Below are 24244 nucleotides of genomic sequence, written 5' to 3'. Positions count from 1 at the left end.
CATGTCTGCCTCAAACAGCAAGCCACGTCAGGAGACAGGCGATGAGAACCATGGTGGTAGGTGCCAGCAAAGGCTTGGGCAAGGCGTTGATCGAGGGCTTGGGAGAGGCGGGCGACACCCTGATCGGTGTGTCGCGCAGCAAGCCGCAAGGGCTCGACGCTCAACCCGGAGTGCAGATCCAATGGATTGCGGCCGACCTGACCCATCCCCGGCAAGCCGCACAGCAACTGGAGCAGGCGGTGGCTGAACAGGGACTGGACACCTTGATCTACAACCTGGGGATCTGGGAACAGCGTGCTTTTGGCGCCGGCTACGACTTTCTCGAAGATGACGAGGAACAGATCGAAGCCATTGTCAGCTGCAACATCACCGCAACCCTGCTGGTCATCAAGCGCCTGCTGCCGACCCTGCTGCAAAGCACCCGCCCGCGCATCATTCTCACCGGCTCAACCTCTGGACTTGCCCGCAGCGGGCGACCGGAAGTCACTTTCGGCGCGTCCAAGTTCGCCCTGCAAGGCATTGCCGATGCCTTGCGCGAGGGCTATCGCCAGCAGCACCTGGGGGTTACCTGCCTGAACCTGGGTTATCTGAACACCGATGACGCCCTGGCTGTCCCGCGTGAGGTGGCTGAGCAGCAGGGTGAGGGGCAATTGATCCCGGTACACGATGTGGTTCAGGTGGTGAGCATGGCCCTCAGTCTGTCGTCAGCCAGTTTTGTCAGGGAACTGACCTTGCCGGCGATACTGGACGAGCGCTTCTGACCTGTGGGATGGGCTAACCACTGATCCGTCCCTGCGCTCGCCAGGGCACGAAGCACTATCATGGATTGTTGCAACGCTACCAACGAGCGGGCCCCTTACCACCTAATGCAGTCATCCCGTGGCGTCGGACACGCTCGCCGCCCACTTTGCGGGAGACTCTGCCATGAAAGTCGTTGTGATCGGCGGTACCGGCCTGATCGGTACCCAGTTGTGCAACAACCTGCGTGCGAAGGGGCATGCGGTGCTTGCCGCATCCCCGCAAACCGGCGTCAATGCCCTGACCGGTGAAGGCCTGGAGCTGGCACTGGAAGGCGCTGATGTAGTGGTGGATGTGGCTAACTCGCCGTCGTTCGAGGACGCTGCAGTGCTACGGTTCTTCGAAACCTGCGGGCGCAATCTGTTTGCCGCCGAAAAGGCCTGCGGGGTGAAGCATCACATTGCACTCTGCGTGGTGGGCACCGAGCGCATGCTGGAAAGCGGGTACTTTCGCGCCAAGATGGCTCAGGAGGAGCTGATCAAACACGCCGGTGTGCCCTATACCATCCTGCGGGCCACGCAGTTTTTCGAGTTCATGGGTGCGATTGCCTACTCCGGTGCCGACGGCAACTGTGTGCGTGTCACCACCGCGGCGCTGCAACCGATCGCTTCATCCGACGTTGCCCAGGTCCTGGCCGAGCTGGTCGACAAGCCTGCGGCCAATCGCACCTTCGAGGTAGCGGGGCCTGACCGTCAGCCGCTGGACGAGTTCGTGCGCAGTTATCTGCTGCATCAACAGGACCCCCGCGAAGTGATCGCCGATCCCCAGGCCACTTATTTTGGCGCACCGATCGATGATCGCTCGCTGACGCCTGACGCCGATGCGATCACCGGTGGTCTGCATTTCCAGACGTGGTTGAAAAACACACCTGTCCAACGCTGACACACAAGACCAGGAGAGCCCTATGCGCATCCAGTCATTGCTTGTGCTTGTACCTTTGATGGGCGTTACGGCCGTTCATGGCCAATCCCCGACCACCAGCGCGCCGCCGCCCACCGTTACCCCGGTGATGACCCAGGCGCTGCCCGACTACCCGGGCAAGGAAGTGCTGATCCTGGAGGTGGCCTATCCGCCAGGGGGCGCCGACCCGGTGCACCGTCATGACGCCCACGGTTTTGTCTATGTGCTGGAGGGCTCGGTGGTCATGGGGGTGAAGGGTGGCAAGGAAGTCACCTTGATGCCTGGCCAGGCCTTCCATGAAGGCCCGGCCGATATCCACACGGTCGGGCGCAATGCCAGCCAGGACAAGCCGGCGAAGTTCGTGGTGTTTCTGCTCAAGGATGCCGATAAGCCGGCGGTGTTGCCGGCGCAGTAGCATCGCGGGGCAAGCCCGCTCCCACCGTCTGTGGGAGCGGGCTTGCCCCGCGATCATCTCAACGCCGCCAACGCTGCAGCAGATTATCCAGGCTCAGTTTCCCGGCCCCGTTGAGCATCAGCGGCACCAATGCCACCAGGTAGATCAACGGCAGCTTGTAATTGCCAAAGCCGTGGTCACTGATCGAGTACCCTTGTGCCAGCTCTGCCAGTCCCGACCAGTGCGCCGGCCAATGTACCGCGGCAATGGCCACCACGGTGACGATGAACAGCACCAGTGCAGAGAAGCGCGTCGCCAGGCCGATCAACAGCAACAACGCGCACAGCAGTTCTGCCCACATCGACAGCTGCCAGTTGAAGCTGGCCGACAGCTGGTTGAACGGGAAAGGAAAGGCCGACTGGAGCTGATCGAACCAGTTCTCGCCATTCCATTTTTGCCAGCCTGATTCGAAAAATTCCCAGGCCAGGAACACTCGCAAGGCAAGGTCGGCGCTCCAGGCGCCAAGGCGGTTCAGGGGCGCGAACGGGGTAGTGATAGCGGTCATGACAAGTTCCTCGATCAGGACGCAAAGGCCACTGCTGCACGGCGCACGCGCAGGGCCAGTTTGGCGGTGAGTTTGAGGGCAATGGCGGCGAACATTGTCGAGAAAGCCAGCACATACCAGGCGCCCATGGGAATGCGTTTGTAGAACGACAGGCAGAACACCAGGGCAATGACCCAGGTACCGACACTGTGAAGTTGCTTCCAGGCCCGCGACCCGAGCAGGCGCATCGGTGCCTTGAACGAGGTCAGGGTCAGCAACAGGATGAACAGGTAACCGAAGCTGCCGGGCAGGCTTGAGGTGAGCGTGCGCCCAGCCCAGAAAAGCGCTGGAAACTGCTGCGAATAGCGGTAGATCAACACCCCGTGCACGGTGTGCGAGAAGGCAAATGCCAGGCCCAGGTAGCGCCGCTCGCGCAGCAGCCGACGCGTCGTGTCACCCGGTAGCAGAATGGCCAGGGACGAGGCCAGGAAGGTCAGCAGGAACAAGGCGAACGAGCTGCGGGCGGTGGCGCGGATAGCACTGCGCAGGCCGTCTGCGCCCAGCGGCTGGGCGGCCAGGATCAGTGCGGTCATCGCCAGGGTCAACACGGCCAGCAGGCCGAACAGTTTCCAGCCGGAGGGCAAAGGGGGCAGTTTCATCAAGGGCTCCAGAGGCAGAGGGCGCCGTCGGGGTGGCGGCGCCTTATCTGTCCGGGAGTTTTGCAAGGGCAGTTATCTGCAGTGTGTCGGCCACCGCCCGTTATGTATCGCTATGTACTGAAGGCTTCAGACGCCCCGTGCGGGCAACTCGATCTGTGCGCACAGACCACCGCCGTCGCGATTGCTCAGGCTCAGACTGCCGCCGATGGCCTGGGTCAGCTGATGGGCGATGGCCAGGCCCAGGCCGGTGCCGCCGGTGGTGCGGTTGCGCGAGCCTTCGACGCGGTAGAACGGCTTGAGCACCTCTTCAAGTTCATCGGCGGGAATGCCGGGGCCATTGTCCAGCACCCGGATCAGGGTGGTACGGCCCGCACCTGACTCGACTTCCAGCTGCGCGGCGCCGGCGAACTTGAGGGCATTGTCGATCAGGTTGACCAGCACCCGGCGCAAGGCATGCGGGCGGGTGTCGATCACCGCGCCGGTGCTGGCCTCAAGCAACACCTGCTGGCCGCTGTCCTGGTAGTCGAGCACCAGGCTGTCGAGAAAGGCGTCGAGGTTGACCCGGCAACTGGCTTCGGTGCTGCCGTCGATGCTGCGCGCATAGGCTACGCCCTCGCGCACCAGGTGTTCCATGGCTTCCAGATCGCTCCAGAGTTTGTCTTTCTCGTGCGACGGGTCCATCACTTCGACCCGCAGCTTCATGCGCGTGATGGGGGTTTGCAGATCATGGGATATCGCCGCCAGCAGCTGCATGCGCTCCTTGAGGTAGGCGGCGATGCGCGCTTGCAATGAGTTGAAGGCCACAGCGGCGTAGCGCACTTCGCGCGGGCCGCTTTCATCCAGCAGCGGGCCCGGTGCATTGGGGTCGAGGCTGTCGACGGCGTGGGCCAGGCGGGTCAGCGGGCTGATCGCGGTCTTCACCGCCAGCCATGTGCATAGCAGCAACAGCGCCAGTTGAATCAGCAACACCACCGGCAACCAGGTCGATAACGGTATCGGTGCCGGCGTGACATCCACCGTCAGCGGTTTGCCGTCGGCCAGGCGCAGGTGCACCTGAAAGTGCGGATTCGGGCCGGCGAGATTGTTGAAAATCAACGGGTACTGATGGCCGATGGCTTTGTCGATGGACTGGGCCGCCATCGGCGCGTTGGCCAATGACAGCGGCTGACCCGATTGGCCTTCATCAAGCCGGTAACGGTAGGTACGCCGTTCCAGGCGCGGCAGCCAGGCCTCGCGTTCCGCGGCGGGCAGGCGGTCGAGGATGGCTACCGAGGTGGACACGTCCTGCTCCAGGTTACCGAGCATCATCGAACGTGAACTGATGTAGCGCTCGTAGAACTGAAAACTGAACGACAATCCATAGGCCAGCACCAGCCCGGTGAAAAAGATCAGTGCCAGGCGCGAGGCCAGGGTGCGCGGCCAGCGCAGCGGTGCACTCATGACTGCGGCTCGACCAGTTGTACGGGTAGCGAGAACACATAGCCCTCACTGCGCACAGTCTTGATATAGGCCGGCTCGCGGGCGTCGTCCTGCAGGCGTTGGCGCAAGCGGCTGACCAGCAGGTCGATGGAGCGGTCGAAGATATCCGCTTCGCGGCCCTGGGTGAGGTTGAGCAGTTGCTCGCGGCTGAGTACTCGCTGTGGGTGGTCGAGGAACACCCGTAGCAAACGGTACTCGGCGCCACTGAGGGCCACCAGGGTACCGTCGCCGTCGAGCAGGTGACGGGCGGTGGTGTCCAGACGCCATTGGCCAAACGCGATCAAGCGGCTGCTTTCGCTGAGGGTCAGGTTCGGCGGCAGCATCCGCGTGCGGCGCAACACGGCATTGATGCGTGCCAGCAGTTCGCGGGCCGAGAAGGGTTTGGTCAGGTAGTCGTCGGCGCCCATCTCCAGGCCGATGATGCGGTCGGTCTCGTCGTTGCGCGCGGTCAACATCAGCACCGGGGTGGCCTTGTGTTTACCGGCCCGCAGCTCGCGACACAGCAACAGGCCGTCGTCGCCGGGCATCATGATGTCGAGGACGATCAGGTCGACCACGTTGGATTCCAGAAAGGCGCGCATCTGCCGGCCGTCAGCGACGATGCTGGTGCGCAGCCCGTTCTTCTTCAAGTAGTTGCCTACCAGTTCTCTGATTTCGCGATCGTCGTCGACGATCAGCACATGATCGATATGATCCATGCCCGGCTCCTGTTCAAGCGCTTTGGCCTGAAGTGTACAGAGCCCGGTGGCGCTTGCCTGCCGGGGTTTGTATTGCAGTGTATCTGTTGTGCCGGCAGATACCTGAAGAGGCAATCCGGCGTGATCCAGACACATCGGCGATACCTTGGGCGCCTCAAATAGGTCTCAACGGGGAGGGTCCTTCCTCTCCGGCAGAGGGTGAGATTTTCACCCGGGAGACTCGAGATGACTATCAAGACCCTGGCTCGCATCAGCCTGTTCGCCCTTTTCGGTTTCGGTGCCTTCAGTGCCTTTGCTGACAGCAGCATACCCGTGCAGAACTATCATTACGGCCAGCATCTGGACGTGAAGAAAGTCCTGTCCATCCACGAAAACAACAATGGCGAGGCCTGTGGCGTGGTCACGGCGAAGATGGACTACCTGGACTCCAAAGGCCAGCCGCACAGCGTGCAATACCAGACCTACGCCACCGGTGCCTGCCACGAAGGCGGTTAAGCACCCTCACGGAGAGAGCCGAGCATGTCATTGTTCACATCGCTGGGCGGCGCCTTGCGCCGCCTGAATCCAACACGGCGCAGGGTTGGCATCGCCGCTGCGCTGGCCCTTTCACTGATTGCTTCAGGCCTGGGCGGGCGCTTGCTGGCCGGCCCCTCGCAGCTGGACACCCTGGGGCCCATGCCTGAATTGAGCGGCGCAGTGCAGTGGCTCAACTCGCCACCGCTGGATCGCGAAGCGCTCAAGGGCAAGGTGGTGCTGGTGGATTTCTGGACCTACGACTGTATCAATTGCCGGCGTAGCCTGCCGTACGTCAACAACTGGGCCAAGCGCTACGCCGACCAGGGCCTGGTGGTGATCGGCGTGCACACCCCGGAGTACGACTACGAAAACGACATCGACAACGTGCGTGGGCAAGTCGCCAAGCTGGGTATCGAGTACCCGGTGGCCATCGACAACCGTTATGCCATCTGGAATGCCTTCGGCAATCAGTTCTGGCCGGCGCACTACTTTGTCGATGCCCGGGGCCAGGTGCGTTTTGTGCATTTTGGCGAGGGCGCCTATGACACCCAGGAGCAAGTGATCCAGCAGCTGCTGGCAGAGCAGCGCGGGCTTGCCCCTTGATGCCGCTGCGCAATCAGGAGAGGAAACCGCCGTCCACGTTCAATGCCACACCGGTGGTGTAGCTCGAGGCGTCACTGGCCAGGTACAGCACCGCACCGGCCATTTCTTTCGGGTCGGCCACGCGCTTGAGCGGGATCTGTTGCAGCGCGGTGTTGAGGATGGCGTCGTTCTTGACCAGTGCCGAGGCGAATTTGGTGTCGGTCAGGCCAGGCAGCAGGGCGTTGCAGCGAATGCCGAAGGGTGCGCATTCCTTGGCGAAGACCTTGGTCATGTTGATCACCGCTGCCTTGGTCACCGAGTAGATGCCCTGGAACACGCCTGGCGATACCCCGTTGATCGAAGCGACGTTGATGATGCTGCCGCCACCGTTTTCGCGCATCAGCTTGCCGGCTTCGACCGACATGAAGAAGTAACCGCGGATGTTCACATCGACGGTCTTCTGGAAGGCGCCAAGGTCGGTGTCCAGCACGTTGCAGAACTGCGGGTTGGTCGCGGCGTTGTTGACCAGGATATCCAGGCGCCCGAACTGCTCGCGGATAGCTGCAAACACGGCGTTGATCTGTTCCATCTCGCCAATATGGCAGGCAATCGCCGTGGCCTTGCCGCCGGCGGCGACGATGGCGTCGGCGACTTGCTGGCAGCCGTCGAGCTTGCGGCTGGAAACGATCACATGGGCGCCTTGCTGGGCCAGCAGGTGGGCAATCGCCTCGCCGATGCCGCGACTGGCACCGGAAACAAAGGCGATCTTGCCGTCGAGGTCGAACAGTTGGGTCTTGGACATGGTCTTTTCCTTGTTGTAGTCGTCAGAGGCTGGACTTGGCGATGACCTGCAGGCTCATATGCTCCAGCAGCTTGTTCATATGAATGAACTGGGCGAAGCGCTTGTCCTGGGTCTGGCCGTGGAAGAAGCGGTAGTAGATCTGCTGGACGATACCGGCCAGACGGAACAGTCCGTAGGTGTAATAGAAGTCGTAGTTGTCGATGCTGATTCCGGCACGTTCGGCGTAGTAGTCGACGAACTGCTGGCGGGTGAGCATGCCCGGGGCGTTGCTTGGCTGACGGCGCATCAGCTGCACCGGTGCCGGGTCGCTGGCTTCGATCCAGTAGGCCAGGGTGTTGCCCAGGTCCATCAACGGGTCGCCGATGGTGGTCATTTCCCAGTCGAGCACACCGATGATGCGCATCGGGTTGTCGGCATCGAGGATGACGTTGTCGAAGCGGTAGTCGTTGTGCACGATGGCAGGCTTGGGATGATCGGCCGGCATCTTTTCGCGCAGCCAGGCGATGACCTTTTCCCAGCGCGGCGCATCCGGGGTCAGGGCCTTCTCATAGCGACTGCTCCAGCCCTCGATCTGACGCTGCACGTAACCTTCCGGCTTGCCCAGGTCGCCCAGGCCGCAGGCGTTGTAGTCCACCTGGTGCAGTTCGACCATGCGTTCGATGAAGCTCTTGCACAGCGCCTCGGTGCGTGTGGCATCCAGGCCCAGCTCCGGCGGCAGGTCCGAGCGCAGGATGATGCCCTTGACCCGGTCCATGACGTAGAACTCGCCGCCGATCAGCGCCTCGTCGGTGCAATGCACGTAGGCCTTGGGGCAGTAGGGGAAGCCGCTGTTGAGCTGGTTGAGGATGCGGAACTCGCGCCCCATGTCGTGGGCCGACTTGGCCTTGTGGCCGAACGGCGGACGGCGCAGGACGAACTCGCGCTCGGGGTATTGCACCAGGTACGTCAGGTTGGACGCGCCGCCGGGGAACTGACTGATTTGCGGTGTGCCGGAAAGACCGGCAATGTGCGCCTTCAGATAAGGGTCGATGACAGCGGCATCGAGTTCTTCGCCGGGGCGGACCTGGGTGGACTGATCGGTGAGCGTCATGCTTTTCCCTTATGATTGAAGCCAGTGACTATTGGCTAATCTAATTCTCGCGACAGACCCGAACAAGTCTGACACAGCCTTATAGGCCAGCGTGTTGCAGGTCGATCAACGCCCCTGATGGGTGACAGCCAGTGGGAGCGGGCTTGCCCCGCGATCGCGATCTCTCAGTCACATCGCATCGCGGGACAAGCCCGCTCCCACCGAAGAGCAGACGAAAAAAAACCGAAGCCGTTCAAGGCTTCGGTTTTGTCTGGCATCAGCGCAGGGCTCAGGCCGGGAACAGCTCGCTCAGCTTCATCGACAGCATCATGTCGCCTTCAACGCGCAGCTTGCCGCCCATGAATGCTTGCATGCCATCGGTGTCGCCGCTGACGATACCTTTGAGGGTTTCGCTGTCCAGCACCAGGGTGCAGTTGGCGTCGGCGTTTTCGCCTTCCTGGATTTCGCAGGTGCCATCCTTGACGATCAGGGCGTAGTGCTTGTCTTCGTCGGTGATGTTGAAACCGAACACCAGGTCAAGACCGGCAGCAGCGGCTGGGTTGAACTTGGCTTTCATCGCTTCGACGGCTTTTGCTACATCGCTCATGGTGTGTTCCTTATTAAGTGATTACGGCAACCGGTGAAGGCTGCCACGGGCCGGGACTCAACGGTAGGTGATGAGCTCCGGCACCTTCAGCAGCTGCACATGCGCTTGGCTGTTGAAGGAAGCCAGGGCCACCTCGCGGCCACGAAACTTCAGCTGGCTGAGCGAGGTGTTGATGATCTGCCAGTTCAGCTCGAAAGCCTGGCTGGCAGTGATACGGGTAACCAGGTGGAGCAGGGCGGTGATCGTGCCACCCGAGGTGAAAATCGCAATGTTGTCGCCGTTGCTGGCCTGTTGCAGCACCCGCTGCAGGCCTGCGTCGACACGTTCGACAAAACCCTGCCAGGACTCCAGGCAATCGCTTTGGTGCTCACCACCGTGCCAACGCTGGATAAGCAGCGCGAACAGGCGCTGGAACTCGCGGCGATTCTGAGCACCGTTGCGCAGGATATGCTGGGCTTCGGGCTCTTCTGGCAACAAGCCGGGCAACAGACTGCGGATCACGGCGTCGGCATCGAACTCGTTGAAAGCGGCATCGGTTTCCAGCTGCGGCACGTTGCAGCCGGCGTCATGCATGGCTGCCAACGCCAGGCGCGCGGTATCTTGCTGGCGGCGCAAGTCGCCAGCCAGGCAACGATCCAGGCGTACCCCCAGCTGGGCCAGGTGTTCGCCGAGTGCTTCGCTCTGGCGCATGCCCACCGGAGAGAGGACGTCGTAGTCGTCTGCACCGAATGAGGCCTGGCCATGTCGAATCAGGTAGATACTGCCCACGTCGTGCGCCTGCGCTGAGAATGAGGCCGAGGTTAGGATGCCGCTGGCGGGCTGTCAACGAAAAAACATACAAGCGTTTGAAAAGAGCGTTTGAACTGCATTGCTGGAGATTTCCTACGCTGGCAGGGGCAAGGCCGCGTCGGTATGCTTGACTATCGGTTCGCGCCGTTCGGGCGCCGGCATGTTAAGGAGTTACTGTGGAGTTTCTTGCAGAGTACGCAAGCTTTCTCGCCAAGACCGCGACCCTGGTGATCGCGATTCTGGTTGTTCTTTCGGCGATTGCCGGTTTGCGTGGCAAAGGCCGGCGCAAGGCGGGCGGCCAGTTGCAGGTCAACAAGCTCAACGAGTTCTACAAGGACTTGCGCGAGCGCCTGGAAAGCAGCCTGCTGGACAAAGCCCAGCTCAAGGCCCTGCGCAAGCAGCAGGCCAAGGCGCAAAAGCAGCAGAAGAAAACCCCCGAAGACAAACCGCGGGTCTTCGTGCTCGATTTTGACGGTGACATCAAGGCTTCGGCCACTGAAAGCCTGCGTCACGAGATCACTGCCGTGCTGAGCCTGGCGACGCCGCGCGATGAAGTGGTGCTGCGCCTGGAGAGCGGCGGTGGCATGGTTCACAGCTACGGTCTGGCCGCTTCGCAGTTGGCACGTATTCGTCAGGCGGGCATTCCGCTGACCGTCTGTATCGACAAGGTTGCTGCCAGCGGCGGTTACATGATGGCCTGTATTGGCGACAGGATCGTCAGTGCGCCTTTTGCCATTCTCGGTTCGATTGGCGTGGTGGCGCAGTTGCCTAACGTCAACCGCCTGCTGAAAAAGCATGATGTCGACTTTGAAGTGTTCACTGCCGGCGAATACAAGCGCACCGTGACGGTGTTTGGCGAAAACACGGAAAAGGGTCGGGAAAAATTCCAGGAAGACCTGGACGTCACCCACCAGCTGTTCAAGGACTTCGTCTCGCGCTATCGCCCGCAGTTGCATATCGACGATGTGGCCACCGGTGAAGTGTGGTTGGGCGTCGCCGCCCTGAACAAGCAGTTGATTGACGAGCTCAAAACCAGCGACGAGTACCTGGGCGACCGCGCACGTGAGGCGAATCTGTATCACCTGCACTATGCCGAACGCAAAAGCCTGCAAGAGCGGGTAGGGTTGGCGGCCAGCGGTTCGATCGAAAACACGTTGCTCGGGCTCTGGAGCAAGCTCGGTCAATGGCGTTGAGCAATATGTAACACCACGGCATAGGGTAACTCGGGTTTCCTGCGGGTCCAACTGACCACGGGAGACCCCCTATGCTGACTTCTCAATCGATCTCGGTCCCTGGCCTGCATGGCCGCTTTTTAGTCGACCGCCTACCGGACTGGCTCAAGCATGCCACTGTCGCCGACCTCAAGCGCTGGCGCGAAAGCCAGCGTCCGGCCCAGTTGAATCCCTCCGGTTCCAGCGCCTGGTTTTTTGATGCAAGCGAAGACGCCCGTCAGGCGTTGCTCGACGCTCAGCAAAGCAGCCGCCGTTCAGTGCGGGCCTTGGCCACGGCATTGAAAGACTTTCAGGGCTTGGGCGCCTTCGCCGAGCCTTTGCTCAAGGCCAGGCTGAAAGCCGACCTGGATGTCGAACTCGACGTCAACACCACCGAGCTGGTGGAGATTCATCAAGAGTCTGTACTGCTGGGTAGCGTGCTGCGGATCAGACCACGCCAGCAAAGCCTGCTCCAGGCGGCAATGCAGAATTTTGCCGCCGATAGCGAATTCCTGCCGGGCAGTGCCTTGGCCGCCAAGGGAGATTTTCTACTGGAGCTGGCACCTGGGCAGGAAGGTGCTTACCCGCGCTTTCAATACCGCTATACCCGCCAGCTGGACATCGAGCCCGCGCGCTTTGCCGCCTTGTGTCATGAGCTGGATCTGGGCGGCAAGTATCAGGCGCACCTGAGCGAAGTGTTCGAGAGTCCTTCGACTCGGGATGCCGTTCGCATGTTGTCGATCAACGCCTACAAGGACAATTTGCGCCTTGTTGCGCAAACAGCGCTGATGAAGGGCGAAATCTCTGCTCCGGTTCAGCAGATGTTCAACGACTTGCTCAAAGGCGAGCGAGCCCCGCTTCTGCATGGCAAGCCTGTGATCTGCCAATCACTGAGCATGTTCCAGTCAGCGCTGGACGGTGTACTGGTGTTCAGTGCCAATCGGGTCGTCAGCGACGAGGTCGAGCCGATTGTCGTCTACTTGCCAGGCGCACCGCTGTACCCGCTCAAAGAATACGCTTCAGTGGCGGCGTTCAAGCAAGACCTGCGCATAAACCTGCTGACGTCTACTTACCTGGAGCTGTTTCGATCTTTTGTGCCCAGGCATGAGCAAGAACATTTCTTCACGCGGCTCGATGAGGCGCTGTATGACCGCAGCCTTGATGCCGGTGGCCAACTCAAACCCGAGGCCAATCTGCACCTGCGTGATGTGGCGATTGAAAGTGAGTTGTTTGGCTATGTACAAGACCAGTTGCTGAAGCGAATCAAGGCCAATGCCCGCGACCTTGCCGTGCCCAGTGCGGAGGTCGATGAGGCGGCGAAGAAGCAACGCCTGGCTTACTGGGAAAACATTGGTTTCAACGCGCTCAATGCCGCTGCGTTCTTTGTGCCTGTGCTCGATGCAGTCATGGCGGCGGTCGCCGCCGGGCAACTGGTCAAGGAAATTGTCGATGGGGCCCATGCCTGGGAGGCCGGCGAGCTGGATGAGGCGTTGGCGCATTTTGAGTCGGTGGCTCTGAATGTCGTCCTGGCTGTTGGCTTGGGTGCCGCAGGCCACGTTGCCGCACCATTGCAGGCAAGCGAGCGTGTGGACAGCCTGGTGCGTGTCACCTTGCCCAACGGCGAGCAGCGCTTGTGGAAGCCTGACCTGACGCCCTATGCCCGCAATGTCGAACTGACAGACATCGCCCCGAATGACATGGGGGTGTACCGCCTTGATGGCAAATCCTACATCCGAATCGACGGGCAGGTTTTCGAAGTATTCGAAGGCGCTGACGGTGCCTGGTCGGTTCGCCATCCAGATGACCCCGATGCTTATCAGCCGGCCCTCAAGCATAACCAGGAGGGCACCTGGCAAGCTGTCGGTGAGCAACCGCTGCAATGGAGCCATGAAAAGTTGCTCCGCCGTATTGGTTCGGCGACACACGGATTGCCTGATCAGGTGCTCGAACAGGCAGTACGGATAAGTGGAATCGACGATGATGTACTAAGGCGTATGCACTTGGATCAGTTACCGATACCGCCGCTACTCAGGGACACGTTACAACGCTTTCAGGTTGACCGTCGGGTGACCAGATTGATCCACAATTTGAGGGTGGGTGCTCCCGATGTGGAGAGCTTGGGACTGGGGCTGGGGCCCGTGCTGATTCAGGAATTACCGCGCTGGCCGCAGCGGGTGCTCGAAGTCTATGAGGAGGGCAATCTGCATAAGGCGCCTGTTCGCTATGGTGCAGATCTCTGGCCCAATGGGCGGGTCATACGTATATCGACGAAGGAGCTGTACGCTAACGAGCTTGCCGACAAAGTACTCACAGACCTGAACGAGACCGAAGCCCTTGAGCTGTTCGGATCCAGTGTCGAGGCTAATAAACGACAGGAGGTGTTGCGCATTCTTATTGCTGAGCGCGCTGTAAACCACCGTGCTTATATTTTCAAGATTATATCTGAGCATAATCATCCGATTCGTTCCGTTGAACAGGCACGCCTGATTCGCGACTTCCCAATGCTTACTGACGCTGCCGCACTGGAGATCGTCAATGCTGCTGACGCCGCTGAACGCCTGCAACTGCAAGCCAGTGATGGTCGTGTACCGATGCGTCTGGCCGAAGAGGCCCGGAAGTATCAACGCCAGATTGTCCTGAGTCGGGCAATACAGGGCGTGCATGAAGCCACCCTGGCAAGTCTGGACAGCGACCGCCTGGCGTTGGGGCTGTTGACTGAACTGCCTGGCTGGACTGGTTCGGTTCGTCTGGAAATGCGCGAGGAGGTGTGGTCCGGTCGCTTGCTGGCCAGCGTCGGCGAACCTGGCGGCGAACTGAAGGTGCTGGTACGCCAGAGAGAGCGTTATACCGTCTATGACGCTCAGGGGGTTGAACTGAGCAAGGATCAGGCGGTTATCGTCTCTCTGCTCAAAGCCCTGCCCGATAGCGAGCGAAGGGCGTTGAACCTCGATATCTATGCCACACATTCGTTGCACACTGCCCTGTATGCGCTTGCTGTTGAGGATCGCGCGAGGGCGGCGAAACTACTTGGCCAGCAGCCAATCAAGCCCTGGTTTCGCTCACCTTTGCGCCTGGCCGATGGACGTGTTGGGTACCCTTTGGGCGGATCAGTGCGAAATTGGGTCCTCAAGGCAAAGCTCAGGGCAATGTTCCCGGAGCTGGAGAACTCGGAACTTGACGAGCTCATTCGGTTCCATCAGCAGCACAATCAGACATTGGAAAATGTTGTTCTCAGGCTGGAGACCGAACGTAGAGTGCTCCAGACAACCCTCGATGAGTGGGTCGAGGCCAGTGAAGGCCCCTTTCAGCGCGTTGCTCGCGCAAGAACCAGGGATCAATTGGTAAACGCCTGGCGTCGAATAGGTGGTCGCCAAAGATCGCTGTTGAATCTGCATGAACGGGATACCGGGCATCTACCGGTATTGACGGCGCGCTTCGACCATATCCGAAGCTTGAACATGAGCCGAATGAACCTTCAACAAATGCCCACGGTGTTCCTGGAGTGTTTTCCCAGACTGCAAAACCTGTCGTTGGAAGGTAACCCGTTCAGGGCTATTCCGCCTGATATCAGCGCATTGACTGGCCTGCACTATTTGAACTTGAGAGAGATCGACCTGATCAGCAGCGATACGATGTTTGAGGCGCTGAGGCCATTGGTAGGCCTGCAGCGGCTGGAGTTGCAAAGCAACGGACTGGGCAGTATCCCGGATGCGGCGCTGGAAACGCTGGCCAGTTTGCCTGCATTGAGCCATCTGAGCTTGCGTTACAACCCGGTGAGTTTGACTAGCGAAGGCTTGGCAACCCTGGCTCGTTTACCCCTGCAGGAGCTGGATTTGAGCAGGACTGGGCTGGAGCTGGATGAAGCAGGCGCCCAGGTCTTCTCAAGGTTTGTCCGCCTGCAGCGTTTGAGGTTAAGCGGCAACTACTTGAGGCGGTTTCCCGAGCTTGGCAACCTTGTGCAGCTGCGGGATTTGGATCTTCAGGGGTGCGGGGTAAGTGAATGGCCCGCCGAGTTGACCACGCTGATGAACCAGAATCCCTATGAGTTGCGAATAGTCGACCTCAGTCGCAACCAGATCATTGAGTTGCCGGACCTGGCTGCCACGCGTTTTGGCGCTGGTCTGCGCGCCAATACACATGCTGCGCAGGGGCTGAACCTGTATTTCAACCCGCTGGACGCCGAGAGCATCGCGCGCCTGGATCTGATCGGGGTAGAGTTCGAGCCTGAAGTTGTCATACAGGTGCAGCCTGGCGGTCCCTGGCTGCGGGGCGCAACCTTGGCGCAACGCGACCTGTGGGATGAGCTGTTCCAGAATGAGGGGCACAAGGCACTGCGTGAAATGCTTGAGCGGCTGGCCTTGTCCAGGGAGTTTCAACGCAATGGGGCGGATGTGCGCAAGCGAGTGTGGTCAATGCTTCGGCTTGCCTCGCAGCACACGCAACTGAGAGAGGAGCTGCTTGACATTGCCGAAGCGTTTCCGGTCACCTGTGGCGATGCCGGTGCCGATGCTTTCAGCGCCCTGGAAATTGCGGTGCTGGTGTTTGAACGAAGCCAGGAAGCCATCACTGCTGAGCGCGGTGCCGAGTTGCTGGCTTTGTACAAACAGTTGTTCCGTCGCCATGAAGTCCAGCGCATGGCCGATGTACTGTCATTGGCTCGCAAGCAGCGGCGTCGAGCCTTGCTGTCGGACAGTGCGCTGACCCCATTGGATCCGCTGGATGACATCACTGATGCCCTGTTGAGGCGTAACGAAGTCGACGACATCGAAATTCGACTGACCTTGCGCCAGCAGCTGGCGAGTGAGCTGGATTATCCGGAGCCGTCCAGCGGCATGCTTTATCAGGACTTTGCCAATCTGTCGCCGCAGACGGTACAGCGGGTTAAAAGTGCTGTCTTGGCGAGTGATACGGTCGCCAACCGGCAGGTATGGATGGTCGAGGATATCAATTGGACGCGGTACCTGGAGCAGCGCTACGCGTCGCAATTCGATAGTTTCCGGGAGGTGTGGGCCGAGGGGCAGGAGTACCTGGACTTCTGCGTTGGTGCGTTCAACGAGGGACCTGAAGCGCTCGATAGCGAGGTGTTGACGTTCTTACGCACTGTGTTGGGCGCAGAACCCATGAATGCAGAGGGTACGTTGCACAAGATTGTAATCAACGATGGGCAGTACCAGCAGGCGAGCGACGCTCTGAAAAGCGCCAGGAAAGTTGCTGAGGACGCGCTGATGCTGAGGTTGACGCAGGCTGCAGAGGTTCAGCCTGAGGTGTGACAAAAAACAAGGCCCCGCATGCGGGGCCTCGTTTGTTCAACGGCGACGGAACAGCGGTTGCGGTTCGTCGGTTGCGGCCTGGTAGGTCACCGAGAAGTCCTTGAGACTTTCCAGCGCTTCAACCGGGTCTTTGTCGGCCCGCAGGGCGAAGGCGTCGAACCCGCAGCGTTTCATGTAGAACAGCTGGTCGCGCAGCACGTCGCCAATGGCGCGCAGTTCACCGGTGAACTTGTAGCGATCACGCAGCAGACGCGCATTGGAGTAGTTGCGCCCGTCAGTGAAGGCCGGGAAGTTCAGGGCGATAACCTGGAACTCGTTGGCGACGTGGCCGATCTCTTCAGCCTCTTCGTCGGCATCCAGCCATACGCCCAGGCCGCCGTCGCGGGCCTTGAGCATATGGCCGTGTTCACGCCACAACTGCAATGGCACGATGTAGTCGTCGCAGTTGGTCACTTCGTCGATGTTGAAGTCCTTGGGCAGCAGGTGCCAGGTTTCGTCGACGATTTCGTTGTTTTTAATGATTCGCTGCATAGACGCGTTCCTTGAAAGGGTCGATGCCAATACGCTGGTAGGTGTCGATGAAGCGCTCGTCTTCGGTACGTTTTTCAACGTAGACGTCGATCAGCTTCTCGATCACATCCGGCATGGCGTCCTGGGCAAAGGAAGGGCCGAGGATCTTGCCCAGGCTGGCGTCGCGGCTGGCGCTGCCACCGAGGGAGACCTGGTAGAACTCTTCGCCTTTCTTGTCCACCCCGAGAATACCGATGTGGCCGACGTGGTGGTGACCACAGGCGTTCATGCAGCCGGAGATGTTCAGGTCCAGTTCGCCGATGTCGAACAGGTAGTCCAGGTCGTCGAAACGGCGCTGGATGGCTTCGGCAATCGGGATCGACTTGGCGTTGGCGAGCGAGCAGAAATCGCCACCCGGGCAGCAGATGATGTCGGTCAGCAGGCCAATGTTCGGCGTGGCGAAACCGTTTTCACGCAGCTCCAGCCACAGGGCGTGCAGCTGGCTCTGCTCGACATCGGCGAGGATGATGTTCTGCTCGTGAGAGGTACGCAGCTGGCCGAAGCTGTAGCGCTCGGCAAGATCGGCGACGGCATCGAGCTGTTTGTCGGTCAGGTCGCCAGGGGCGACGCCGGTAGGCTTGAGCGACAGGGTCACGGCAACGTAGCCCGGCTTTTTGTGCGCCAGGACGTTGCGGGTGCGCCAGCGGGCGAAGCCTGGGTGCTGTTGCTCGAGTTCGCTGAAGTCGAGGTTGTCCAGCGCCTTGTAGTCCGGGTCGACGAAGTGCTTGGCCACGCGCTGCACTTCGGCTTCGGTCAGCGTGGTGCTGCCGCCGCGCAGGTGGACCATTTCGGCCTCGACCTTCTCGGCGAAGACTTCAGGCGTGAGCGCTTTGACCAGGATCTTGATCCGCGCCTTGTACTTGTTGTCGCGACGGCCGTAGCGGTTGTAAACCCGCAGGATCGCGTCCAGGTAGCTGAGCAGGTCCTGCCACGGCAGGAACTCATTGATGAAGGCGCCGACCACCGGGGTGCGGCCCAGGCCGCCACCGACCAGGACACGGAAACCCAGCTCGCCGGCAGCGTTGTACACCGGCTCCAGGCCGATATCGTGCACTTCGATGGCCGCACGGTCGCTGCTCGAGCCGTTGATCGCAATTTTGAACTTGCGTGGCAGGTAAGCGAATTCGGGGTGGAAGGTGGTCCACTGGCGAACGATCTCACACCATGGGCGTGGGTCGATCACTTCATCGGCAGCGACACCGGCGAACTGGTCGGTGGTGACGTTGCGCAGGCAGTTGCCGCTGGTCTGGATCGCGTGCATCTGCACGGTGGCCAGCTCAGCCAGAATTTCCGGGATGTCTTCCAGGGCAGGCCAGTTGTACTGCACGTTCTGCCGGGTGCTGATGTGGGCATAGCCCTTGTCATAGTCGCGCGCGATCTTCGCCAGCATCCGAGTCTGGCGCGAAGTCAGCTGGCCATAAGGCACGGCGACCCGCAACATCGGGGCAAAACGTTGGATATAGAGGCCATTTTGCAGGCGCAGGGGGCGGAACTCTTCTTCGCTCAGCTCACCGGCCAGATAGCGGCGGGTCTGATCACGGAACTGCTTTACGCGGTCCTCGATGATCCGCTGATCGTACTCGTCGTATACGTACATAGGGGTCCTGTTCTCAAGCTGCTTGCAGCTAATCGCGCGCACGGCCGCGCACTCCCTAAACGGAGCGAAGGAAAGATAGCAGTTTGCGTTTATGCGCAAAAGTGATGTTTTTGCATATGAAAAGAACCATTCGGACTAAGTGAGACTGACTGGCATTTCGCCGTTCGACCCTCTGCAGTGTTTATAATCAATGGTTTGAATAGCAGGAGCGAATCCGCATGCTCAAGGCCTTGTGCCAAAGCCTGTGCCTGAGTCTGCCGCTGGCTGCCAGCGCGCAGGCCGCGTCGGTGGTTTTTCTCAATCCGGGCTATTCCAACGAAACCTTCTGGGTCAGCTATTCGAACTTCATGCAGGCCGCCGCCAAGGATCTGGGCATGCAGTTGCGCATCGAATACAGTGAGCGGCAACCGCAACTGGCGCTGAATCAGGCGCGGCAAGTGCTTGAAGGCAAGCAGCGTCCTGATTATCTGGTGCTGGTCAATGAGCAGTACGTGGCCCCCGAAATCATTCGCCTGTCACGGGGGAGCGGGGTCAAGCTGTTTCTGGTCAATAACGGTCTGACCCAAGACCAGGCCGAGTTGATTCGCGCTAACCCGGACAAGTACCCGCCAATGCTTGGCACGTTGGTGGGTAACGATGAACAGGCCGGCTACCAGATGCTCAAGGAGCTGATTGCCCTGCACCTGCGCGACGGCTCGCAGCGACCGATCGAGCTGCTGGCGTTTTCCGGCCTCAAGACCACTCCCGCCGCGCAGTTGCGCGAGCAGGGCATGCGCCGGGCCCTGGCCGAACATCCGCAAGTACGCTTGCGCCAGGTGGTGTATGGCGGCTGGGGTCAGCAACGGGCTTATGAGCAGGCGCAGCAATTGTTGAAGCGCTACCCGAAGATCGAACTGGTCTGGTCGGCCAACGACGAGATGGCCTTTGGTGCCATGCAGGCGTTTGTCGAAGCTGGCCGCACGCCCGGCAAGGATGTCCTGTTCAGTGCCGTCAACAGCTCCCCGCAAGCACTACAGGCGCGAATCGACGGCCGTCTCAGCGTGCTGATGGGCGGGCACTTCTCTCTGGGGGGCTGGGCCATGGTGTTGCTGCACGATGATGCGCTGAATCTGCCAATTGATCGGGATGGACAGCGCGATCACCAGGTGCCGGTGCTGCAGTTGATTGATCCGCTGCGTGCCCGGCGCTGGTTGAGTCTTCATGGCCAGGCCGACTACGGGCTGGACTTCAACCGTTTCAGCGCTCAGGGCCATCCTGCCGAGTACCGCTATCCATTCCTGAGTGCGCCGGTCAAATATTGAAATAGCCCTGCTTGAGCAAAGGGCATTGCTGGACTTAACTGCTACGGGTGACATGCATTCCCATAACCACCAATAAGAGGCAATGCAATGGGAAACTCGACCAAAGCGGGTAAGAGTGACAGCAGTGTCGATGCCTGGGCGATACTCTGTCTGATCGTCCTGGTTGTTGTGACCGCGGTGTATTGGGTCAGCCACCAGTAATATCACGCGATGGGTAATCATGAACCGCCCGCAGAATGGACATCTGCGGGCGGATTGCGTTTCAGCGCGCGGTGAGGTGCATGGCCAGTTGCACCAGCCCCACCAGTACCAGAATGAAGATCAAGGTGAAGACGGTGCCCAGCACAATGAAATGGCTGGCCTTGCCGTAGGTGAAGTCGCGGGCGCGGTTCTTGCCGCTTTGCACGCCGAACGCCGCCGCCAGAATGCTTTGCAGCATCTGCCAGAAAGTTGGGGGTTTGCCTTGGGCTGGGTCGTCCATGAGGGGCTCCTGAGTATAGGCCATCCCCACTAGTGTAGACCGTACTGGCCCCATCGCCGGCAAGGCCGGCTCCCACAAATTGGACTGCTGCAGATTTTTTGTGGGAGCCGGCCTTGCCGGCGATGATGCCTGCGCTACTTAATTGTCATACCCAAGATTAGGCGCCAACCAGCGCTCACTCACGCTCAGGTCCTGGCCTTTGCGCGCGGTGTAGCTCTGCACCTGATCCTTGTCGACCTTGCCCACGGCAAAGTACTGCGCCTGCGGATGAGCGAAGTACCAGCCGCTGACCGCCGCCGCCGGGAACATGGCGAAGTGCTCGGTGAGGAACACGCCGCTGGGGCCGGTTTCGCCGATGGCGGTGCCATCGAGCAGGCGGAACAGGGTTTCCTTCTCGGTGTGGTCCGGGCAGGCCGGGTAGCCCGGGGCAGGGCGGATACCCGAGTACTGCTCCTTGATCAGCGCTTCGTTGTCCAGGTGCTCGTCCTTGGCGTAACCCCAGTAGTCTTTACGCACCTGCTCGTGCAGCCATTCGGCGCAGGCTTCGGCCAGGCGGTCGGCGAGGGCTTTGACCATGATCGAGTTGTAGTCGTCGCCCTTGTCCTGGTAAGCCTTGGCCACTTCTTCGGCACCGATGCCTGCGGTGGTGATGAAACCGCCGACATAATCGGTGATGCCGGTTTCCTTTGGCGCGACGAAGTCGGCCAGGGAAAAGTTCGGCTTGTTGTCCGGTTTGATGGTCTGCTGGCGCAGATGGTGGAGCCGGGCCAGCGGCTGGCCGTCGGCAGCATAGACTTCGATGTCGTCGTGGTTGACCTGGTTGGCCGGCCAGAAACCGAACACCGCCCGGGCGCTGATCAGCTTCTCGTCGATCAGTTTGGCGAGCATTTCCTGGGCATCCTTGAACAGCGCAGTGGCCGCTTCGCCGACCACTTCGTCGGTGAGGATGCGCGGGTACTTGCCGGCCAGGTCCCAGGAGATGAAGAACGGCGTCCAGTCGATGTACTCGGCCAGCACCTTGAGGTCGATGTTCTCCAGGACCTTGACCCCGGTAAAGCTCGGCACCGCCGGCTGATAACCGGCCCAGTCATATTTCGGCTTGGCCGCAATCGACTGCTCGTAGCTCAGGCGCTCGGTGCGGGCGCTGCGGTTGGCGGTGCGCTCGCGTACTTCGATGTAGTCCAGGCGGGTTTTCTCGACAAAGCCCGGCTTGAGTTCCTTGGACAGCAATTGCGTGGCAACGCCCACTGCACGCGAGGCGTCAGTGACGTAGACCACCGCGTCATTGCTGTACTTGGGCTCGATTTTCACCGCCGTGTGCGCCTTGGAAGTGGTCGCGCCACCGATCATCAACGGCAGGTGGAAGTCCTGGCGCTGCATTTCGCGGGCGACGTGGACCATCTCGTCCAGCGACGGGGTGATCAGGCCGGACAGGCCAATGATGTCGCATTTCTGCTCGCGGGCGGTCTGCAGGATCTTCTCGGCCGGGACCATCACGCCGAGGTCGACGATGTCATAACCGTTGCAACCGAGCACCACGCCGACGATGTTCTTGCCGATGTCGTGCACGTCGCCTTTGACCGTGGCCATGAGGATCTTGCCCTTGGCTTCGGGCTTGTCGCCTTTTTCCGCTTCGATGAAGGGAATCAGGTGGGCCACCGCCTGCTTCATCACCCGGGCGGATTTCACCACCTGCGGGAGGAACATCTTGCCGGCGCCGAACAGGTCACCGACCACGTTCATGCCGCTCATCAGCGGGCCTTCGATGACTTCGATCGGGCGTGCGCACTGCTGGCGGCACTCCTCGGTGTCTTCGACGATAAAGGCGGTGATGCCTTTGACCAGCGCGTGTTCCAGGCGCTTGCCGACCGGCAGCGAACGCCACTCTTCGTTCTCGACTTCCTTGACCGCGCCGCCACCTTTGTAGTCGTCGGCAATCGCCAGCAGGGCATCGGTGCCTTCCGGGGTGCGGTTGAGTACCACGTCCTCGACCTTCTCGCGCAGGGCCGGCGGGATCTCGTCGTAGATCTCCAGCTGGCCGGCGTTGACGATACCCATGGTCAGGCCATTCTGGATCGCGTGGTAGAGGAATACCGAGTGAATCGCCTCGCGCACCGGGTTGTTGCCGCGGAACGAGAACGACACGTTGGACACCCCGCCCGAACTCAGCGCATAGGGCAGGTGATCGCGAATGTAGGCGCAGGCTTCGATGAAGTCGACGGCGTAGTTGTTGTGCTCTTCGATGCCGGTGGCGACGGCGAAGATGTTCGGGTCGAAGATGATGTCTTCCGGCGGGAAGCCCACTTCATTGACCAGGATGTCGTAGCTGCGTTTGCAGATCTCGCGCTTGCGCGCGGCGGTATCGGCCTGGCCGACTTCGTCGAAGGCCATTACCACCACCGCGGCGCCGTAGCGCTTGCACAGTTTGGCGTGATGTTTGAAGGCTTCGACGCCTTCTTTCATCGAGATCGAGTTGACGATGCCCTTGCCCTGGATGCACTTGAGGCCCGCTTCGATCACTTCCCACTTGGAGGAGTCGATCATGATCGGTACGCGCGAGATGTCCGGCTCACCGGCGATCAGGTTGAGGAACTTGACCATGGCCGCCTGGGAATCGAGCATCCCTTCGTCCATGTTGATGTCGATCACCTGGGCGCCGGCCTCGACCTGCTGCAGGGCGACTTCCAGCGCTTCGGTGTAGTTCTCTTCGCGGATCAGCCTGGCGAACTTGGCGGAACCGGTGATGTTGGTGCGCTCGCCGACGTTGACGAACAGCGAGTTGCGATCGATGGTGAACGGCTCAAGACCCGACAGGCGACAGGCCTTGGGGATGTCCGGAATGGCCCGTGGCGGGTGCTTGGCCACCGCTTCGGCAATCGCCTGGATGTGCCCCGGGGTGGTGCCGCAGCAACCGCCGATGATGTTGAGGAAACCGCTGGCGGCGAACTCCTCGACTACCACGGCCATCTCGGCCGGGGTTTCATCGTATTCACCGAAGGCGTTCGGCAGGCCGGCGTTCGGGTGCGCGGACACATGGGTGCCGGCCTTGTCCGACAGCTCTTCCAGGTAAGGTCGCAGATCCTTGGCGCCGAGCGCACAGTTCAGGCCCACCGAGATCGGGTTGGCATGCCGCACCGAGTTCCAGAAGGCTTCGGTGGTCTGCCCGGACAGGGTGCGGCCGGAGGCGTCGGTGATGGTCCCGGAGATCATGATCGGCAATTCGACGCCGTCTTCCTCGAACACCTGCTGCACGGCGAAGATCGCCGCCTTGGCGTTGAGGGTGTCGAAGATGGTCTCGATCAGGATCAGGTCGGCGCCGCCCTCGATCAGGCCGCGGGTGGCCTCGATGTAGTTTTCTACCAGCAGGTCGAAAGTGACGTTGCGGTAGCCGGGGTCGTTGACGTCCGGAGAGATCGAGCAGGTACGGCTGGTCGGGCCGAGCACGCCGGCAACGAAGCGCGGCTTGTCCGGAGTTTCCAGAGTCTTGGCATCGGCGACCTGGCGGGCGATGCGCGCGCCTTGCACGTTCAGCTCATACACCAGCGCTTCCATGCCGTAGTCGGCCTGGGAAATCTGCGTGGCGTTGAAGGTGTTGGTTTCAAGAATATCGGCCCCAGCGTCCAGATAGGCCTTCTCGATGGCGGCAATGACATCCGGACGCGAGAGCAGCAGCAGGTCGTTGTTGCCTTTGACATCGCTTGGCCAGTCGGCGAAGCGCGTGCCACGATAGTCGTGTTCCTCTAGGCGGTAGCTTTGGATCATAGTACCCATGCCGCCATCGAGAATCAGGATGCGCTCTTTGAGTGCTTGCTGAAGTGCTTGGAAACGAGCGCTGCGGTCAGACATAGGACTACCTGGTCGGGCGAAAACAAAAGTTGCGGAATAATAACAAAGCTGCGCGGTTTTTAGACGTGTCGAGCATTTACATGAATTTCATTCATGTTGGCGCGCCGCCAGCACCGGTAGAATCGTGAAGC

20 protein-coding genes are annotated in these 24244 nt (G+C 60.5%); 8 read left to right on the top strand and 12 right to left on the bottom strand.

Going from position 1 to position 24244, the window contains the following annotated elements; translation table 11 throughout:
• The first annotated feature begins 41 nt into the window (after window positions 1–41).
• From AC07OF_RS10740 to AC07OF_RS10730, 3 genes are all read left to right on the top strand, one after another.
• Window positions 42–761 (top strand): SDR family NAD(P)-dependent oxidoreductase, encoded by a 720-nt coding sequence (locus AC07OF_RS10740; protein WP_495072865.1) that lies wholly within the window; start codon window positions 42–44, stop codon window positions 759–761.
• A 163-nt stretch (window positions 762–924) separates the two neighbouring features.
• The gene (locus AC07OF_RS10735; RefSeq protein ID WP_157192868.1) at window positions 925–1680 is read left to right on the top strand and encodes an SDR family oxidoreductase; all 756 of its coding nucleotides are present in this window, start codon (window positions 925–927) and stop codon (window positions 1678–1680) included.
• 22 nt (window positions 1681–1702) lie between these two features.
• Window positions 1703–2113, top strand: coding sequence for a cupin domain-containing protein (locus tag AC07OF_RS10730; RefSeq protein ID WP_157192867.1), 411 nt, complete (start codon window positions 1703–1705; stop codon window positions 2111–2113).
• A gap of 58 nt (window positions 2114–2171) precedes the next feature.
• On the opposite strand, the gene AC07OF_RS10725 is transcribed toward AC07OF_RS10730, so the two are convergent.
• From AC07OF_RS10725 to AC07OF_RS10710, 4 genes are all read right to left on the bottom strand, one after another.
• On the bottom strand, window positions 2172–2657 hold the full coding sequence (locus tag AC07OF_RS10725; protein ID WP_495072864.1) for an HvfX family Cu-binding RiPP maturation protein: 486 nt from the start codon (window positions 2655–2657) through the stop codon (window positions 2172–2174).
• Window positions 2658–2671: 14 nt separating this feature from the next.
• Complete coding sequence (locus tag AC07OF_RS10720) at window positions 2672–3295, bottom strand: ferric reductase-like transmembrane domain-containing protein (protein WP_476446931.1); 624 nt, start codon at window positions 3293–3295, stop codon at window positions 2672–2674.
• Between the two features lie 126 nt (window positions 3296–3421).
• Window positions 3422–4723: a sensor histidine kinase gene (locus tag AC07OF_RS10715; protein WP_495072878.1), complete on the bottom strand. Its 1302-nt coding sequence runs from the start codon at window positions 4721–4723 to the stop codon at window positions 3422–3424.
• Between the two features lie 8 nt (window positions 4724–4731).
• Complete coding sequence (locus AC07OF_RS10710; protein WP_342622345.1) at window positions 4732–5472, bottom strand: response regulator; 741 nt, start codon at window positions 5470–5472, stop codon at window positions 4732–4734.
• Between the two features lie 225 nt (window positions 5473–5697).
• On the opposite strand from AC07OF_RS10710, the gene AC07OF_RS10705 reads away from it, so the two are divergent.
• Together AC07OF_RS10705 and AC07OF_RS10700 are read left to right on the top strand one after the other, a co-directional pair.
• Window positions 5698–5967 (top strand): DUF2790 domain-containing protein, encoded by a 270-nt coding sequence (locus AC07OF_RS10705; RefSeq protein WP_157192863.1) that lies wholly within the window; start codon window positions 5698–5700, stop codon window positions 5965–5967.
• Between the two features lie 24 nt (window positions 5968–5991).
• On the top strand, window positions 5992–6591 hold the full coding sequence (locus AC07OF_RS10700) for a thioredoxin family protein (protein WP_342622344.1): 600 nt from the start codon (window positions 5992–5994) through the stop codon (window positions 6589–6591).
• Window positions 6592–6604: 13 nt separating this feature from the next.
• Here the strand turns inward: AC07OF_RS10700 and AC07OF_RS10695 are convergent, their stop codons facing one another.
• The 4 genes from AC07OF_RS10695 to AC07OF_RS10680 form a co-directional block, all read right to left on the bottom strand.
• Window positions 6605–7372: an SDR family oxidoreductase gene (locus AC07OF_RS10695; protein WP_191833542.1), complete on the bottom strand. Its 768-nt coding sequence runs from the start codon at window positions 7370–7372 to the stop codon at window positions 6605–6607.
• 22 nt (window positions 7373–7394) lie between these two features.
• Window positions 7395–8462 (bottom strand): phosphotransferase family protein, encoded by a 1068-nt coding sequence (locus AC07OF_RS10690; protein ID WP_157192860.1) that lies wholly within the window; start codon window positions 8460–8462, stop codon window positions 7395–7397.
• 268 nt (window positions 8463–8730) lie between these two features.
• A complete protein-coding gene (locus tag AC07OF_RS10685; protein WP_028941938.1) occupies window positions 8731–9048 on the bottom strand; it encodes an SCP2 sterol-binding domain-containing protein in 318 nt (105 codons plus the stop codon).
• A 57-nt stretch (window positions 9049–9105) separates the two neighbouring features.
• Window positions 9106–9816 carry a histidine phosphatase family protein gene (locus AC07OF_RS10680; protein WP_157192859.1) on the bottom strand — a complete coding sequence of 237 codons (711 nt, stop codon included), beginning with the start codon at window positions 9814–9816 and terminating at the stop codon, window positions 9106–9108.
• A gap of 197 nt (window positions 9817–10013) precedes the next feature.
• Here AC07OF_RS10680 and sohB point away from each other — a divergent pair, with 197 nt between their 5' ends.
• Both sohB and AC07OF_RS10670 read left to right on the top strand, forming a co-directional pair.
• Window positions 10014–11030, top strand: coding sequence for a protease SohB (sohB, locus tag AC07OF_RS10675; RefSeq protein WP_495072863.1), 1017 nt, complete (start codon window positions 10014–10016; stop codon window positions 11028–11030).
• A 71-nt stretch (window positions 11031–11101) separates the two neighbouring features.
• Window positions 11102–16318, top strand: a complete 5217-nt coding sequence (locus tag AC07OF_RS10670; protein WP_495072862.1) for an NEL-type E3 ubiquitin ligase domain-containing protein — start codon at window positions 11102–11104, stop codon at window positions 16316–16318.
• Window positions 16319–16354: 36 nt separating this feature from the next.
• Here the strand turns inward: AC07OF_RS10670 and AC07OF_RS10665 are convergent, their stop codons facing one another.
• Both AC07OF_RS10665 and AC07OF_RS10660 read right to left on the bottom strand, forming a co-directional pair.
• Window positions 16355–16849, bottom strand: a complete 495-nt coding sequence (locus AC07OF_RS10665; RefSeq protein ID WP_038611520.1) for a DUF934 domain-containing protein — start codon at window positions 16847–16849, stop codon at window positions 16355–16357.
• Window positions 16833–18485: a nitrite/sulfite reductase gene (locus tag AC07OF_RS10660; RefSeq protein WP_157192855.1), complete on the bottom strand. Its 1653-nt coding sequence runs from the start codon at window positions 18483–18485 to the stop codon at window positions 16833–16835. Before AC07OF_RS10660 ends, AC07OF_RS10665 begins: the two co-directional genes overlap by 17 nt.
• 218 nt (window positions 18486–18703) lie before the next feature.
• On the opposite strand from AC07OF_RS10660, the gene AC07OF_RS10655 reads away from it, so the two are divergent.
• Entirely contained in the window at window positions 18704–19786 is a 1083-nt protein-coding gene (locus tag AC07OF_RS10655) for an ABC transporter substrate-binding protein (protein WP_157192854.1), read from the top strand.
• Window positions 19787–20048: 262 nt separating this feature from the next.
• On the opposite strand, the gene AC07OF_RS10650 is transcribed toward AC07OF_RS10655, so the two are convergent.
• Window positions 20049–20267, bottom strand: a complete 219-nt coding sequence (locus AC07OF_RS10650) for a DUF2970 domain-containing protein (RefSeq protein WP_157192853.1) — start codon at window positions 20265–20267, stop codon at window positions 20049–20051.
• Between the two features lie 138 nt (window positions 20268–20405).
• Window positions 20406–24113, bottom strand: coding sequence for a methionine synthase (metH, locus tag AC07OF_RS10645; protein WP_157192852.1), 3708 nt, complete (start codon window positions 24111–24113; stop codon window positions 20406–20408).
• Window positions 24114–24244: the final 131 nt, after the last annotated feature.

This window comes from Pseudomonas sp. GW821-FHT10B02, assembly GCF_059415665.1.
This window is presented reverse-complemented; position numbering and strand designations above follow the sequence as displayed.

What these genes read in the sequence shown, in the direction of transcription:
- AC07OF_RS10740 (WP_495072865.1), top strand. Translation starts at nt 42, where the DNA reads ATGAGAACCATGGTGGTAGGTGCCAGCAAAGGCTTGGGCAAGGCGTTG.
- AC07OF_RS10735 (WP_157192868.1), top strand. Translation starts at nt 925, where the DNA reads ATGAAAGTCGTTGTGATCGGCGGTACCGGCCTGATCGGTACCCAGTTG.
- AC07OF_RS10730 (WP_157192867.1), top strand. Translation starts at nt 1,703, where the DNA reads ATGCGCATCCAGTCATTGCTTGTGCTTGTACCTTTGATGGGCGTTACG.
- AC07OF_RS10725 (WP_495072864.1), bottom strand. Translation starts at nt 2,657, where the DNA reads ATGACCGCTATCACTACCCCGTTCGCGCCCCTGAACCGCCTTGGCGCC.
- AC07OF_RS10720 (WP_476446931.1), bottom strand. Translation starts at nt 3,295, where the DNA reads ATGAAACTGCCCCCTTTGCCCTCCGGCTGGAAACTGTTCGGCCTGCTG.
- AC07OF_RS10710 (WP_342622345.1), bottom strand. Translation starts at nt 5,472, where the DNA reads ATGGATCATATCGATCATGTGCTGATCGTCGACGACGATCGCGAAATC.
- AC07OF_RS10705 (WP_157192863.1), top strand. Translation starts at nt 5,698, where the DNA reads ATGACTATCAAGACCCTGGCTCGCATCAGCCTGTTCGCCCTTTTCGGT.
- AC07OF_RS10700 (WP_342622344.1), top strand. Translation starts at nt 5,992, where the DNA reads ATGTCATTGTTCACATCGCTGGGCGGCGCCTTGCGCCGCCTGAATCCA.
- AC07OF_RS10695 (WP_191833542.1), bottom strand. Translation starts at nt 7,372, where the DNA reads ATGTCCAAGACCCAACTGTTCGACCTCGACGGCAAGATCGCCTTTGTT.
- AC07OF_RS10690 (WP_157192860.1), bottom strand. Translation starts at nt 8,462, where the DNA reads ATGACGCTCACCGATCAGTCCACCCAGGTCCGCCCCGGCGAAGAACTC.
- AC07OF_RS10685 (WP_028941938.1), bottom strand. Translation starts at nt 9,048, where the DNA reads ATGAGCGATGTAGCAAAAGCCGTCGAAGCGATGAAAGCCAAGTTCAAC.
- AC07OF_RS10670 (WP_495072862.1), top strand. Translation starts at nt 11,102, where the DNA reads ATGCTGACTTCTCAATCGATCTCGGTCCCTGGCCTGCATGGCCGCTTT.
- AC07OF_RS10665 (WP_038611520.1), bottom strand. Translation starts at nt 16,849, where the DNA reads ATGCAGCGAATCATTAAAAACAACGAAATCGTCGACGAAACCTGGCAC.
- AC07OF_RS10660 (WP_157192855.1), bottom strand. Translation starts at nt 18,485, where the DNA reads ATGTACGTATACGACGAGTACGATCAGCGGATCATCGAGGACCGCGTA.
- AC07OF_RS10655 (WP_157192854.1), top strand. Translation starts at nt 18,704, where the DNA reads ATGCTCAAGGCCTTGTGCCAAAGCCTGTGCCTGAGTCTGCCGCTGGCT.
- AC07OF_RS10650 (WP_157192853.1), bottom strand. Translation starts at nt 20,267, where the DNA reads ATGGACGACCCAGCCCAAGGCAAACCCCCAACTTTCTGGCAGATGCTG.
- metH (WP_157192852.1), bottom strand. Translation starts at nt 24,113, where the DNA reads ATGTCTGACCGCAGCGCTCGTTTCCAAGCACTTCAGCAAGCACTCAAA.